This window comes from Streptomyces sp. NPDC050674, from assembly GCF_040654575.1.
Taxonomy (GTDB): domain Bacteria; phylum Actinomycetota; class Actinomycetes; order Streptomycetales; family Streptomycetaceae; genus Streptomyces.
The window spans coordinates 1-15,101 of record NZ_JBFAIG010000025.1 but is presented as its reverse complement, the minus strand read 5'-3'; the positions used below and the strand labels follow the sequence as shown (position 1 = coordinate 15,101).

General features: G+C 71.2%; 11 protein-coding genes. All 11 read left to right on the top strand.

Annotated features, from left to right (window positions below; translation table 11 throughout):
- Positions 1 to 126: 126 nt before the first annotated feature.
- The 11 genes from AB0I06_RS31135 to AB0I06_RS31085 all read left to right on the top strand — a co-directional run bounded on the left by AB0I06_RS31135 (position 127) and on the right by AB0I06_RS31085 (position 14,844).
- Positions 127 to 2,325 (top strand): glycosyltransferase, encoded by a 2,199-nt coding sequence (locus AB0I06_RS31135; protein ID WP_363122190.1) that lies wholly within the window; start codon positions 127 to 129, stop codon positions 2,323 to 2,325.
- A complete protein-coding gene (locus AB0I06_RS31130; protein WP_363122189.1) occupies positions 2,322 to 3,611 on the top strand; it encodes an acyltransferase in 1,290 nt (429 codons plus the stop codon). The genes AB0I06_RS31135 and AB0I06_RS31130 overlap by 4 nt, the downstream gene beginning before the upstream one ends.
- Positions 3,612 to 3,714: 103 nt before the next feature.
- On the top strand, positions 3,715 to 4,719 hold the full coding sequence (locus AB0I06_RS31125; protein ID WP_363122188.1) for a hypothetical protein: 1,005 nt from the start codon (positions 3,715 to 3,717) through the stop codon (positions 4,717 to 4,719).
- 154 nt (positions 4,720 to 4,873) lie between these two features.
- Positions 4,874 to 6,259: a nitrate/nitrite transporter gene (locus tag AB0I06_RS31120; RefSeq protein WP_363122187.1), complete on the top strand. Its 1,386-nt coding sequence runs from the start codon at positions 4,874 to 4,876 to the stop codon at positions 6,257 to 6,259.
- A 116-nt stretch (positions 6,260 to 6,375) separates the two neighbouring features.
- Positions 6,376 to 7,527 carry a uroporphyrinogen-III synthase gene (locus tag AB0I06_RS31115; protein WP_363122186.1) on the top strand — a complete coding sequence of 384 codons (1,152 nt, stop codon included), beginning with the start codon at positions 6,376 to 6,378 and terminating at the stop codon, positions 7,525 to 7,527.
- Positions 7,528 to 7,727: 200 nt separating this feature from the next.
- Positions 7,728 to 8,321 carry an ABATE domain-containing protein gene (locus AB0I06_RS31110; RefSeq protein ID WP_363122185.1) on the top strand — a complete coding sequence of 198 codons (594 nt, stop codon included), beginning with the start codon at positions 7,728 to 7,730 and terminating at the stop codon, positions 8,319 to 8,321.
- Positions 8,322 to 8,673: 352 nt separating this feature from the next.
- Positions 8,674 to 9,195 (top strand): sigma-70 family RNA polymerase sigma factor, encoded by a 522-nt coding sequence (locus AB0I06_RS31105; protein WP_010039908.1) that lies wholly within the window; start codon positions 8,674 to 8,676, stop codon positions 9,193 to 9,195.
- A gap of 74 nt (positions 9,196 to 9,269) precedes the next feature.
- Positions 9,270 to 10,022, top strand: coding sequence for a zf-HC2 domain-containing protein (locus AB0I06_RS31100; RefSeq protein ID WP_363122184.1), 753 nt, complete (start codon positions 9,270 to 9,272; stop codon positions 10,020 to 10,022).
- 125 nt (positions 10,023 to 10,147) lie between these two features.
- Positions 10,148 to 12,445, top strand: a complete 2,298-nt coding sequence (locus tag AB0I06_RS31095; protein WP_363122183.1) for a UvrD-helicase domain-containing protein — start codon at positions 10,148 to 10,150, stop codon at positions 12,443 to 12,445.
- A gap of 342 nt (positions 12,446 to 12,787) precedes the next feature.
- A complete protein-coding gene (locus tag AB0I06_RS31090; RefSeq protein WP_363122182.1) occupies positions 12,788 to 14,221 on the top strand; it encodes an NAD-dependent malic enzyme in 1,434 nt (477 codons plus the stop codon).
- 341 nt (positions 14,222 to 14,562) lie between these two features.
- The gene (locus AB0I06_RS31085; RefSeq protein WP_003990598.1) at positions 14,563 to 14,844 is read left to right on the top strand and encodes an HU family DNA-binding protein; all 282 of its coding nucleotides are present in this window, start codon (positions 14,563 to 14,565) and stop codon (positions 14,842 to 14,844) included.
- The last annotated feature ends 257 nt before the right edge of the window (positions 14,845 to 15,101 follow it).

Sequence of the window (15,101 nt, the reverse complement as noted above, 5' to 3'; positions counted from 1 at the left end):
CCGACGGCGCCGCGAAACCCGCCGACACCGTCCGCACCGCCCACCGTCCCCGCAGCACCGACGTCCCCGCACCACTCACCGTCCCCGCAGCACCCCATCCCGCACCACCCCGGAGTACCACCACCCATGGCATCCCGTACCCGCCGTTCCGGGCCGGCGCCCCGAGCCCGTGGCGGTTCCAAGCGCCGCCTGCCGCTGCGCCTCCTCCTGCCCCTGCTCGTCCTCGTCGCGCTGATGGCGATGCTCATGCTGCGCGGCTACGTGCACAGCGAGATCCTCGCCGACCACCGGGTCCGGCCGCCCGCCGCCACCGACCAGGTGCCGGAGAAGATCATGAGCGGCGGGCCCGTCATCGACACCCGCAGCGGCCGCACCGAGAGCCTGCGTGTGCCCGACCACCGCCTGGTGCTCACCTTCGACGACGGCCCCGACCCGGTCTGGACGCCGAAAGTCCTGGACGTCCTGAAGAAGCACGACGCGCACGCGGTCTTCTTCGTCACCGGCACCATGGCCTCGCGCTACCCCGAACTGGTCCGGCGCATGGTCGAGGAAGGCCACGAGATCGGCCTGCACACCTTCAACCACCCGGACCTGTCCTACCAGTCCAAGAAGCGCATCGACTGGGAGCTGTCCCAGAACCAGCTCGCCCTCTCCGGCGCGGCGGGCATCCGTACCTCCCTCTTCCGGCCGCCGTACTCCTCCTTCGCCGACGCCATGGACAACAGGTCCTGGCCGGTGACCGAGTACATCGGCGACCGCGGCTACATCACCGTCGTCAACAACACCGACAGCGAGGACTGGCGCAGGCCCGGCGTCGCCGAGATCGTCCGGCGTGCCACGCCCAAGGGCGGCAAGGGCGCGATCGTCCTGATGCACGACTCCGGCGGGGACCGCCACCAGACCGTCGCGGCACTGGACCGCATGCTGCCCGACCTGCGCGCGAAGGGCTACGCGTTCAGCAACCTCACCGAGGCACTCGACGCCCCGAGCGCGCACTCCCGCGTCACCGGCCTCGACCGGTGGAAGGGCGCGGCGTGGATCTTCCTGGTCCAGGTCTCCGAGCACCTCACCGACGGGCTGGTCGTCGGACTCGCCATCGTCGGCACCCTCGTCATCGGCCGTTTCGTGCTGATGCTGCTGCTCTCCGGGGTGCACGCGCGCCGGGTGCGCCGCCGCGGCTTCCGCTGGGGAGCGCCGATCACCGAACCGGTGTCGGTCCTGGTCCCGGCGTACAACGAGGCCAAGTGCATCGAGAACACCGTCCGTTCCCTCGCCGAGAGCGACCACCCCATCGAGGTGCTCGTCATCGACGACGGCTCCTCCGACGGCACGTCACGGATCGTGGAGGCCATGGGCCTGCCGAACGTCCGGGTCGTCCGCCAGCTCAACGCGGGCAAGCCGGCCGCGCTCAACCGCGGTGTGGCCAACGCCCGCTACGACCTGATCGTGATGATGGACGGTGACACGGTCTTCGAGCCGTCCACCGTGCGTGAACTGGTGCAGCCCTTCGGCGACCCGCGCGTGGGCGCGGTGGCGGGCAACGCCAAGGTCGGCAACAAGGACACCCTCATCGGCGCCTGGCAGCACATCGAATACGTGATGGGCTTCAACCTCGACCGCCGGATGTACGACGTGCTGCGCTGCATGCCCACGATCCCCGGCGCTGTCGGAGCCTTCCGCCGCAGCGCGCTGGAACGGGTCGGCGGCATGAGTGACGACACCCTCGCCGAGGACACCGACATCACCATGGCCCTGCACCGCGACGGCTGGCGCGTGGTCTACGCGGAGAACGCCCGTGCCTGGACCGAGGCGCCGGAGACGGTCCAGCAGCTGTGGTCCCAGCGCTACCGCTGGTCCTACGGCACCATGCAGGCCATCTGGAAACACCGCCGGGCCCTGGTCGACAAGGGCCCCTCGGGCCGCTTCGGCCGCGTCGGCCTGCCGCTGGTGTCCCTCTTCATGGTCCTGGCGCCCCTGCTGGCCCCGCTGATCGACGTGTTCCTCGTCTACGGCCTCGTGTTCGGCCCCACCCAGAAGACGATCATGGCGTGGCTCGGCGTCCTGGCCATCCAGGCGGTCTGCGCGGCCTACGCCTTCCGGCTCGACCGCGAGCGCATGACCCACCTCGTCTCGCTGCCCCTTCAACAGATCCTGTACCGCCAGCTGATGTACGTCGTACTGCTCCAGTCCTGGATCACCGCCCTCACCGGCGGCCGGCTGCGCTGGCAGAAGCTGCGGCGCACCGGTGTGGTCGACGCGCCCGGCGGCGGCCCCGTACCGCGCCAGCGGTCCCAGAACAGCTCCGAGCGGAGGCCGGTGGCATGACCCACGGAAACCCGATCCCCACGTCGTCGGCGGCGTCCGGCATGCCGGGGGCGTCCTACGGCATGCCGCGGCAGCGCACGACCGACACCGCACCGGAGGGCGGAACCGCCACCGCGACCGCCCCGACCGCGCCGGCGAGCAAGGGCGGCGGCCGTGACCGCTACCTCGACCTGCTGCGCTCCATCGCCCTGGTCCGTGTCGTCGTCTACCACCTGTTCGGCTGGGCGTGGCTGACGGTGCTGTTCCCGTCGATGGGCGTGATGTTCGCGCTGGCGGGCTCGCTGATGGCGCGCTCGCTGAACCGCCCGGCGCTCGGTGTGATCCGGGGCCGGATCCGCCGGCTCCTGCCCCCGCTCTGGGTGTTCGGCGTGGTGGTGCTGGCGATGATGTTCGCGGCCGGCTGGAACCCGCTGAAGGACCCGGACCACGGCGGTGCCTGGGGCCTGATCGACCTGCTCAACTACGTCTTCCCCGTCGGCGCCCCGCCCTTCCCCTGGCACCTCGGCGCCAAGTCCGGGCTGCTGGAGGAGACCTGGGCGGTGCAGGCGGCCGGTCCGCTGTGGTACCTGCGGGCCTACCTCTGGTTCGTCATCGCCTCCCCGCTGCTGCTGTGGGCGTTCCGCCGGGCACCGTGGCCGACGCTGCTGGCACCGCTGGGCCTCACGGCGGTCGTCGGCACGGGCCTGGTGAAGATCCCCGGTGAGACGGGCAACGCTGTGACCGACTTCGCGGTCTACGGCGGCTGCTGGATCCTGGGCTTCGCCCACCACGAGGGTCTGCTCAAGCGGATCCCCCGCTACCTGGCGATCTCCTGCGCGGCCCTGCTCATGGCCTTCGGCCTGTGGTGGGCCTCGGGCCACCTGGGCCCCGACGGCTGGGACCTGAACGACATCCCCCTGTCCCAGGCGGCCTGGTCCTTCGGCTTCGTGGTGATCCTGCTCCAGTACTCCCCGTCCTGGCGCGAACTCCCGGGCCGCCTGGCCAGGTGGGACAAGCTCGTGACCCTCTCCAACAACCGGGCCGTCACGATCTACCTCTGGCACAACCTCCTCATCATGGCCACGGTCCCGATCCTCGACCTGCTCTACGAACTGCCGTTCCTCCAGAGCGACAGCGCGGTGTCCGCCCTGGACAGCACGTACACCGTCTGGATGTTCGCCCTGGTCTGGCCCCTGATCGGCGCGGCGATCCTCATGTTCGGCTGGGTCGAGGACATCGCGGCGAAGCGGTCGCCGCGGTGGTGGCCGAACGGGCAGGGCGGCAAGAGCAGGAGGCGTCGGCGGTAGGGGTGGGCCGGCGCGGGGGAGGACCCCGTTCCCCGGGGCGCTGCCCGTGTGGAAAACTGCCCCGGTTGCGCTTGTGAACAAGGTGGTCGGCGGGAGCGGTGGGATGAGTAAGCGGCAGACACAGAAGATGCTGCGGCTGATGGCGAGCGGGGAACCCGTGGAGCTCACCAGCCCGATGGCGTCCGTGAAGAAGCTCGCACGACTGGCTTTCGTGGCCCAGCAGTTCGGCTACGAGTACGCCGACGTCCGCCAGAGCAGCGGTCGCAACGGCGCGCTCACCATGCTGCTCGTGCCCGACCCCGGCCCGCAGGCCAGGGCCCGGGCCGGGCAGAACTGGGCGCGGTACCCCGACGCGGCGGACGGTGTCTCCCTGCCGCCGCTCGTGCCCGAGGCCTTCGAACTCCTCAAGGCCCGCATCAACTTCGACCTCACCGGCAAGAACGCCGAGAAGCGCATGGGGTACGCGGCTCTCGGTGTCACCGTCGGCTGCGCGATCCTCGGCTTCCGCTTCGGGGGCGAGTCCGCCGACTTCATCGTGGCCGGCGCGGTGTGGCTGGTGATCATGGCGATGCTGGGCATCGGCCTGGCGGTGACGCGCAAGCGCAACGCCAAGTTCGCGGCCCGGTTGCGGGCCGCGGGCTTCACGCCGGTGCACGACGAGAACGGGCGGCTGCGGTATGTGCCGCCGGGGGCGCAGGTGCCCGGGCAGGGCAATCCGTTCGCAGGCGGGCCGTACGGCGGCGCAGCGCCGGGCCCGGTGACGGCAACGCCGCCGGCCTACGGACAGCAGACGCCCGGGCCGTACGCCCAGCCGGCGCCGGGCCCCTACGCCCAGCCCGCGCCGGGGTCCTACCCCGGTCAGCCCGCGCAGGCGCCGTACGGTGGTCAGCCCGCGCAGGCGCCGTACCCGGGTCAGCCCGCGCAGGCGCCGTACCCGGGTCAGCCCGCGCAGGCGCCGTACCCGGGTCAGCCCGCGCAGGCGCCGTACGGCGGCCAGCCTGCGCCCGGCCCCTATGGCGCGCAGCCCCCGGGCCCGTACGGGCAGCCGTACCACCAGCCGCAGCCGCAGCCCGGGCAGAATCCCGCCTGGCAGCCTCCGCAGCACTGACCCCGAAACCCCCGGAACCTCTCATCCCGCCCGAGCGCGGGGTGAGAGCAACGTTCCCTCGCGGTCACTCACTGCCACAGACAGGAAACGCATCCTCCCTACCTTCGGGATCAGTCACGAGTACGACCGAGCCCCGGAGCACAGTGGAGGCGTCATGACAGGCCCTGGCACGGCACCCGTACCCCCGAGCAAGGGCGGACGCTGGATCCGGCACTGGGATCCCGAGAACGAGACGTTCTGGAAGGAGACCGGGGAGAAGGTCGCCCGCCGGAACCTGTTCTTCTCCGTGCTGTCCGAGCACATCGGCTTCTCGATCTGGACCCTGTGGTCCGTGCTGGTGCTCTTCATGGGCCCGGAGTACGGGCTGAGCCCCGCCGACAAGTTCATGCTGACCTCGATGGTCACGCTGGTCGGCGCCGTCGTCCGCGTCCCCTACACCTTCGCCGTGGCGATCTTCGGCGGACGCAACTGGACGATCATCTCGGCGGCCCTCCTGCTGATCCCGACCTGCGCCGCGTTCGCCGTGATGGAGCCGGGGACCTCGTTCTCCACGTTCCTGCTGGTCGGCCTGCTCGCCGGTGTCGGCGGCGGCAACTTCGCCTCCTCCATGACCAACATCAACGCCTTCTTCCCGCTGCGGAAGAAGGGCTGGGCGCTCGGCCTGAACGCGGGCGGCGGCAACATCGGGGTGCCGGTGGCGCAGCTGGTCGCGCTGGCGATCATCGGCGCGGGCGGCGGTCCGCGGGTGCTGCTCGGGATCTACATCCCGCTGATCGTCGTGGCCGCCGTGATGGCCGCCCTCTTCATGGACAACCTGGAGAACGTCAAGAACGACACCGGCGCCGCCAAGGACGCCGCGCGGGACGGCCACACCTGGATCATGTCCCTCCTCTACGTCGGCACCTTCGGCTCCTTCATCGGCTACAGCTTCGCCTTCGGCCAGGTGTTGCAGAACCAGTTCGGCCGGACCCCGCTGGAGGCCGCCTACGTCACCTTCCTCGGCCCGCTGCTCGGCTCCCTGATCCGGCCCGTCGGCGGCCGTCTCGCCGACCGGTTCGGCGGCGCGCGGATCAGCCTGTGGAACTACGTCGCCATGGGCGTCGCGACGGCGGTCCTGATCGGCGCTTCCATGGAGAAGTCGCTGGCGCTGTTCACCGGGGCGTTCGTGGTGCTGTTCGTGCTCAGCGGGCTGGGCAACGGCTCGACGTTCAAGATGATCCCGGGCATCTTCCAGAACAAGGCGCTGGCCAAGGGACTGACGGGTGAGGAGGCGGCGGCGTACGGGCGGCGGCTCTCCGGGGCCTCCATGGGGCTGATCGGCGCGGTGGGCGCGCTCGGGGGCGTCGCCATCAACCTGGCCTTCCGCCAGTCGTTCCTCTCCTACGGCTCGGGCACCGGGGCGTTCGTCGCCTTCCTCGCCTTCTACGCGGTCTGCTTCGTGGTGACATGGGCCGTATACCTTCGCCGTACGGTTCCCCGGGTACCCGTCACCACGGCGACCTCGGAGGCGAAGCCGCAGCTCAGCTACGCCGAGGTGTGACGTAACACCAGCGACATCACGCCGATCCGAGCCTGTCACGAGCCGTTGACAGGCTCGATCGGCATGTAGGTACGCCGTACCCACGAAGTACGACGACTGGATGCGGGACGAGAGCCATGTACGAGGAAGAACAGCGACCGGACCACGGACCCCTGGCGGGTTTCACCGTGGGAGTGACGGCCGCGCGCCGGGCCGAGGAGCTCGGGGTGCTGCTCCAGCGACGGGGAGCCGCCGTCCTGCACGCCCCCGCCCTGCGCATCGTGCCGCTCGCCGACGACAGCGAACTGCTGGCCGCGACGAAGGAGATCATCGAGCGGCTGCCGGACATCGTGGTGGCCACGACCGCGATCGGCTTCCGGGGCTGGGTCGAGGCCGCCGACGGCTGGGGGCTGGGCGAGGAGCTGCTGGCGCGGCTGGGCGGCGTACGGATCATGGCGCGCGGACCGAAGGTCAAGGGCGCGGTGCGGGCCGCCGGACTGACGGAGGAGTGGTCGCCGTCGTCGGAGTCCATGGCGGAGGTGCTGGACCGGCTGCTGGAGGAGGGCGTCGACGGTCTGCGGATCGCGATCCAGCTGCACGGTGAGCCGCTGCCCGGGTTCGTGGAGGCGCTGGAGGAGGGCGGGGCCGAGGTGCTCGGGGTGCCCGTCTACCGCTGGATGCCGCCGGAGGACATCACGCCGGTGGACCGGCTGCTGGACGCGACGGTCGCCCGGGCCCTGGACGCGGTCACCTTCACCAGTGCCCCGGCCGCGGCCTCCCTCCTGTCCCGGGCGAAGGAGCGCGGACTGCTCGACGAGGTCCTGGCGGCGCTGGGCCACGACGTGCTGCCGGCCTGCGTGGGCCCGGTCACCGCGCTGCCCCTGCAGTCCCGCGGCATCGACACGATCCAGCCCGAGCGCTTCCGGCTCGGCCCTCTCGTCCAGCTCCTCTGCCAGGAACTCCCCGCCCGGGCACGCTCGTTCCCGGTCGCCGGGCACCGTCTGGAGATCCGCGGCCATGCCGTCCTGGTCGACGGGGACCTCAAGCCGGTTCCGCCCGCCGGGATGTCCCTGCTGCGGGCCCTGGCCCGCCGCCCCGGCTGGGTCGTCGCCCGCGCCGACCTGCTGCGCGCCCTTCCCGGGTCGGGCCGCGACGAACACGCGGTGGAAACGGCCATGGCCCGCCTCCGCACGGCCCTCGGCACCCCGAAGCTGATCCAGACGGTGGTCAAACGCGGCTACCGCCTGGCCTTGGACCCCAGCGCGGAGACGAAGTACGCGGACGCGTGATCCCGCCCGGGGGTTGAGCGCGAACAGGCCGGACGTGAGGGTGCCGGGTGGTGGCCGGCCCGGGGTGCCGGGGTGAGGCGTGCGCGAGGGGTTTCCGGCGTCGGCGCGGGCAGGCACTGTAAGAGGGAACGGTTCCCGGCTCTCTCACGGCGTCTCGCCGAAGCCTCGCGACCGGGGTGAACCTAGGCGGTGACAGGCACATGGCACTGGGTACGGTCACGACCCCGTACGAGCTGCGCTTCGACGCCGGGCGGATCTGTCTGGACCTGCTCTCCACCACGCATCCGGAGGAGCGGCTCGACTCCGTGGACGTGCTGCGCGCCTGGATCACCGGCTCCGGACTCGTCCCGGCGGACACCGCCCTGGCCCACGCCGACACCGGCTGGCTGCTCGCCTTCCGCGAACTGCGCGCCCAGATCGACCGGTTGGTGCGCTGCCGGCCGAGACCGGGAGCGGCGGCGTACGACCTGGCGCTGGCCCGCGTCAACGACCTGGCCCGCGCCGCGCCCCCGGCCCCGCGCGCGGTCCGCGGCGAGGACGGCCAGCTGCTGCGGCGGCTGGACGCCCCGCCCGGCTGCGCCGCCCTGCTCGCGGCCGTCGCCCGGGACGCCGTGGAGATGCTGACCGACCCCGCCGCCCGCGCGGCCCTGCGGCAGTGCGAAGGCGACAACTGCCCCATCGTGTACCTCGACACCTCCCGGGGACGCAGGAGGCGCTGGTGCTCCAGCGAGGTCTGCGGGAACCGCGAACGCGTCGCCCGGCATCGTCGCCGCGCGGCACTCGCCCGCGCCTGAAACGGAATTGAGTGGTCCGTGCACTCAATTTCCCTGTCCTAAATGCGACTTCTGAGACCGCGACGGCAAAGTGATTTCAATTACATGCCGTTTACCTACGCCACCGTAGGGAAGGCCTGGCTTGATCTGGCCGATGTGGCGGAAATGTAAAGAACGCGGGGTGGGAATGTGCACCCATGTCCACCTCGTCACGTCACTCGGAAGAAAACTGTCACCTCTCTTTGAACGCCCAACAGCTCCCGTCCGTACGGCTTGTGGAGCGACCGACTGGGGGAACCCCCGGACATCGGAGGTGGGCGTGCGCAAGGATTCCGTCGTGGCCAATGAACGAGCACCGAGGGCCCGACATCGCATGTCCCAGCCCTCGGAACCCGACGAGGAGCTGATGCGTGCGCTCTATCGCGAACACGCCGGACCCCTGCTGGCATACGTCCTGCGCCTGGTCGCCGGAGACCGGCAGCGCGCCGAGGACGTCGTGCAGGAGACGCTCATCCGTGCCTGGAAGAACGCCGGTCAGCTCAATCGGGCGACCGGATCGGTACGCCCCTGGCTGGTGACGGTCGCCCGGCGCATCGTCATCGACGGCCACCGCAGCCGGCAGGCCCGGCCGCAGGAGGTCGACCCGTCGCCGCTGGAGGTCATCCCCGCGGAGGACGAGATCGACAAGGCGCTGTGGCTGATGACTCTGTCGGACGCACTCGACGACCTGACCCCCGCCCACCGGGAGGTGCTCGTCGAGACGTATTTCAAGGGGCGTACCGTCAACGAGGCGGCCGAGACCCTGGGCATACCCAGCGGCACCGTCCGCTCCAGGGTGTTCTACGCCCTGCGTTCGATGAAGCTGGCACTGGAGGAGCGGGGGGTGACGGCGTGATGAGTGTTTACGGGGGTAATCAGGGATTCGGTACGGGAGGCATGGGTATGTCTGGACCCATGCAGGAATCTCCGGTGCCGAACGAACACGAGACCGTCGGCGCCTACGCCCTGGGCATCCTCGACGACGCCGAGGCCACCGCGTTCGAGGCCCACCTCGCGACCTGCGAATGGTGCGCCCAGCAGCTCGACGAACTGGCCGGCATGGAGCCCATGCTCGCCGCCCTCGCCGACCTGCCCGGCTCCGGCAGCACACCGGCGATCGGCGAGTCGCTGTCCGCGAAGCCCCGCCCGCGCCTGGTGGAGAAGCTGGTCGACGAGGTCGCCGACCGCCGCGCCCAGAAGCGCCGCCGCAGCTTCTACATGGTGGCCGCGGCCGGTGCGCTGATCATCGGCGGCCCGTTCGTCGCGGTCGCGACGAGCGGCGGCGACAGCGGTGGCTCGGGGAACCGCCCGCTCGCCGCGAGCCCCGCCAAGGAGGCCTTCGACGGCATCTCCGACAAGATCTCGGCCACCGACCCCACCACCAAGGTCACCGCGACGGTCGCCCTCCAGAAGAAGGACTGGGGGACGGGCGTGGTCACCGAGATCAAGAACGTCAAGGGCCCGCTCAAGTGCGCCCTCGTCGCGGTCGGCAAGAACGGCGAGCGCGAGACCCTGTCCTCCTGGTCCGTCCCGGAGTGGGGCTACGGCCTCCCCGACGCCGAGACCGAGAAGGCCAAGCAGCCGCTGTACGTCCAGGGCGGCGCCGCGTTCGACCCGAACCAGATCGACCACTTCGAGGTCGTCACCTTCGACGGCAAGCGGCTGGTCGAGGTCGACGCGTAGGACTGTTCGGCCGTACGGCGGGCGCCATCGGGGCAACAGCTCCCGCGCCTGCCGCCGGCCCGTAGCTTCGAGGGGCCCCCTTCGCGTACGGTTGACGGCTGCCCAGCACGTCAGAAGGGGGCCCGGTGGCCGCTCAGGCTCACAGACAAGACGCGGTCGGTTCGGTACACGACTCGGTTCGTGACCGGGAGATCCGTGTCGAACAGGAACACCTGGACCGGGTGTACCGGCGCCTCGAGGAGAAGATCCACGAGGCGGAGTTCCTCATGCAGGACGCGGCCCGGCGCGGCCAGGTCGGCACCCCCGGCGCACTGGCCGAGCGGGACGCCCAGGTCTTCCGCGCGGGCATCCACCTCAGCCGGCTCAACAACGAGTTCGAGGACTTCCTCTTCGGCCGTATCGACCTGCTGACCGGCAAGGACGGCAAGAAGGGACCCGACGGGGCGTACACCGCGATCGAGCCGGCGGAGGGCGCCGTACGCCCCGACGCCACCGCCGACATCGCCGAGACCCTGCACATCGGCCGTATCGGCGTCCTCGACCAGGACTACGCGCCGCTGGTCATCGACTGGCGGGCCCCCGCGGCGGCCCCGTTCTACCGCTCCACCCCCGTCGACCCCGGCCGTGTCGTCCGCCGCCGCGTCATCCGCTCCAAGGGCCGCCGGGTGCTGGGCGTCGAGGACGACCTGATGCGCCCCGAGCTGACGGCGTACCTCGACGGCGAGGAACTGCCCGTCATCGGCGACGGCGCCCTCATGGCGGCGCTCGGACAGGCCCGCGGCCACACGATGCGCGACATCGTCGCCTCCATCCAGGCCGAGCAGGACATGGTCATCCGCGCCCCCGCCGCCTCCGTGACGTACGTCGAGGGCGGCCCGGGCACCGGCAAGACCGCCGTCGCCCTGCACCGCGCCGCCTACCTCCTCTACCAGGACCGGCGCCGCTACGCCGGCGGCATCCTGATCGTCTCGCCGACCCCGCTGCTCGTCGCCTACACCGAGGGAGTGCTGCCCTCGCTCGGCGAGGAGGGCCAGGTCGCCATCCGCGCCATCGGCTCCCTGGTCGAGGGAGCCGAGGCCACGCTCTACGACTCCCCGTCCGTGGCCCGCGCCAAGGGGTCCTCCCGCATGCTGAGGGTGCTGCGGAAGGCCGCGCGCGGCGCCCTGGAGCTGAACGACCCACCGGCCCGGCTGCGCGTGGTCGCCTTCGGCCGCCGCCTGGAACTGGAGGCCGGGGAGCTGGACGGCATCCGCCGCGCCGCCCTCGGCGGCACCGCCCCGGTCAACCTGCTGCGCCCCCGCGCCCGCAAACTCCTGCTGGACGCCCTGTGGGAGCGGTCCGGCGCGGCCGGCCGGCACAGCGACCCGGAGCTCGCGGCGGAGCTGCGCTCCTCCTTCGACGAGGACATCACCTCCGAGGACGCCTTCATCGCCTTCCTCGACGCCTGGTGGCCGGAGCTGACCCCGGCGGCCGTCCTGGACGCCATGGCCGACGAACGCCGCCTCGGCCGCTGGGCCCGGCGCGTCCTGAACCCCGGCGAGGTCCGCAAGGTCGCCCGTTCCCTCAAGCGCGAGGGCCGCTCGGTGCACGACATCGCCCTGCTCGACGAGCTCCAGGCCGTCCTCGGCGCCCCGGCCCGCCCCCGCAGGAAGCGCGAACTCGACCCGCTCGACCAGCTCACCGGCCTGGAGGAGCTGATGCCGGTGCGCGAGGAGACGCAGCGCGAGCGCGCCGAGCGCCTCGCCCAGGAGCGCGTGGAGTACGCCCACGTCATCGTCGACGAGGCCCAGGACCTCACCCCGATGCAGTGGCGCATGGTCGGCCGCCGCGGCCGGCACGCCACCTGGACGGTCGTGGGCGACCCGGCCCAGTCCTCCTGGTCCGACCCGGACGAGGCGGCCGAGGCGCGCGACGAGGCCCTCGGCAGCCGTCCGCGCCGCCGCTTCGAACTCACGGTGAACTACCGCAACCCGGCCGAGATCGCCGAACTGGCCGCGAAGGTCCTCGCCCTCGCCATGCCCGGCTCGGTGTCGCCGAAGGCGGTCCGCTCCACCGGGGTCGAGCCCCGCTTCACCGTCGTGCAGGACACGCTGGGCGCGACCGTCCGTGAGGAGGCGGCCCGGCTGCTGGAGCGGGTCGACGGCACGGTCGGCGTGGTCGTCGCCATGCAGCGCCGCGAGGAGGCGCGCCGCTGGCTCGCCGGCCTCGGCGACCGCGTCGTGGCCCTCGGCAGCCTGGAGGCCAAGGGCCTGGAGTACGACGCGACGGTCGTGGTCTCCCCGGCGGAGATCGCCGACGAGTCCCCGGCCGGCCTGCGTGTCCTGTACGTCGCGCTCACCCGCGCCACCCAGCAGCTGACGGTCGTCTCGGCGGACCGGGACGAGCCCGACGCGGCGGGAGTACCGGATCTGCTCAGGGACTGAGGACCGATACCCACTTGCCGGCGAAATGAACTACCGGTACGGGAATGGCCTTACGGGATCTGTTTGTTAGCCTGGACGTGGCACCGGCTCGATCCAAGCCCCCGGGCCCAACCTTCGTCGCTACGAGCGACCACTTGCCGCGAGGCGAGCATGGCGGGTCGGTGCCACCTACTTGAGGAAGAGACCCACGTCCACGTGACGTGGGTCTCTTTTTTCTGGCCCCTCGCCCCCCGTTCCGCGAACAAAACGTTCGCAATCGAGGGCGGCTACCTGCTACTCAGCGGTAGGTGCGACGATCGGACGGCACAACTCAGCGTCAGGTGAAAGCAGAGGAAGTCGGCCATGGCAACGGCGCCCAGCGTCTCCTACTCGATGACGGTCCGGCTGGAGGTGCCCGCGAGCGGAACCGCCGTTTCGCAGCTCACCACCGCCGTGGAGTCCTCCGGAGGCTCGGTGACCGGCCTCGACGTCACCGCGTCCGGTCACGAGAAGCTCCGCATCGACGTCACCATCGCGGCGACGTCGACCGCGCACGCGGACGAGATCGTCGAGGAACTCCGCGGCATCGAGGGCGTCACCCTGGGCAAGGTCTCGGACCGGACCTTCCTCATGCACCTCGGCGGCAAGATCGAGATGGCGTCGAAGCACCCCATCCGCAACCGTGACGACCTCTCCATGGTCTACACGCCCGGCGTCGCCCGCGTCTGCATGGCGATCGCCGAGAACCCCGAGGACGCCCGCCGCCTCACCATCAAGCGCAACTCCGTTGCGGTCGTGACGGACGGCTCCGCCGTGCTGGGCCTGGGCAACATCGGCCCCAAGGCCGCGCTGCCCGTCATGGAGGGCAAGGCGGCCCTCTTCAAGCGGTTCGCCGGCATCGACGCCTGGCCGATCTGCCTCGACACCCAGGACACCGACGCGATCGTCGAGATCGTCAAGGCGATCGCCCCCGGCTTCGCGGGCATCAACCTGGAGGACATCTCCGCCCCGCGCTGCTTCGAGATCGAGGCCCGGCTGCGCGAGGCCCTCGACATCCCGGTCTTCCACGACGACCAGCACGGCACCGCGATCGTCGTCCTCGCCGCGCTGACCAACGCGCTGCGCGTCGCGGGCAAGGCGATCGAGAACATCCGCGTCGTCATGTCCGGCGCCGGGGCGGCCGGTACGGCCATCCTGAAGCTGCTGCTCGCCGCGGGCGTCAAGAACGCCGTCGTCGCCGACATCCACGGAGTCGTGCACGCGGGCCGCGAGGACCTGGTGGACGCCGCCCCGGACTCGGCGCTGCGCTGGATCGCCGACAACACCAACCCCGAGGGCCTCACGGGCACCCTCAAGGAGGCCGTGCGCGGCGCCGACGTCTTCATCGGCGTCTCGGCCCCGAACGTCCTCGACGGCGACGACGTGGCCGCCATGGCCGACGGCGCGATCGTGTTCGCGCTCGCGAACCCGGACCCCGAGGTCGACCCGGCAATCGCCCGTCAGACGGCCGCCGTTGTCGCCACGGGCCGCTCCGACTTCCCGAACCAGATCAACAACGTCCTGGTCTTCCCGGGCGTCTTCCGCGGCCTGCTGGACGCGCAGTCGCGGACGGTCAACACCGAGATGATGCTCGCCGCCGCCACGGCTCTCGCGAACGTGGTGACCGAGGACGAGCTGAACCCGAACTACATCATTCCGAGCGTCTTCAACGACAAGGTCGCGGGCGCGGTCGCCGGTGCCGTCCGGGACGCCGCCAAGGCGGCCGGCGCGACGGCGGGCAGCACGGCCGGCGTCTGAGGCCCGGGCCGCCCGGGCCCCCGCCGGGGGCCCGGGGGCGCCGGATCCGCGGACTGTGAGTAACCCCACGGCCGCCGGGAACCCGGCGCGTCGCACGACCCCTGTCAGCAGCGCAGCTATCGTGGCGCCAGGCTCAGGCCCTCTTTTCGTGTGACTCCCCAAGGGTGTTCTCACGACTCCTGCGGGTGCCGGATTGGCTTTCCCGCCGCAGGTAGAGGCAGGATGCGTCCCTGGGCGCGAGGGTCTGACGACGGACCCGGGTCCGGGGACTCACACAGGACCCTGGCAGCATCGGCTTCGATCTGACGCCTCAACGGCAAGATGAACACGGGAGTAACAACATGAACCGCAGTGAGCTGGTGGCCGCGCTGGCCGACCGCGCCGAGGTGACCCGCAAGGACGCCGACGCCGTGCTGGCCGCGTTCGCCGACGTCGTCGGCGACATCGTCTCCAAGGGCGACGAGAAGGTCACCATCCCCGGCTTCCTGACCTTCGAGCGCACCCACCGTGCCGCTCGCACCGCCCGCAACCCGCAGACCGGCGAGCCCATCCAGATCCCCGCCGGTTACAGCGTGAAGGTCTCCGCGGGCTCGAAGCTCAAGGAAGCCGCCAAGGGCAAGTAAGCGGCCCCTCGCGTGCGCCGTGGGCGACTGCGGGCCGCCTGTGGCCGGTCGCGCAGTTCCCCGCGCCCCTGAGGGGCGCGCCACGCGGAGCCGTATGGAAATGCCGAGGGGCGGCCACCTGGAATCAGGTGGCCGCCCCTCGGCGTGTGCGATACGGAACTACCCGAGCGCCTTGCCGGGCAGTTCGACCTTCGCGCCCAGCTCCACGAGCTTCTCCATGAAGTTCTCGTAGCCGCGGTTGATGAGGCCGATGCCGT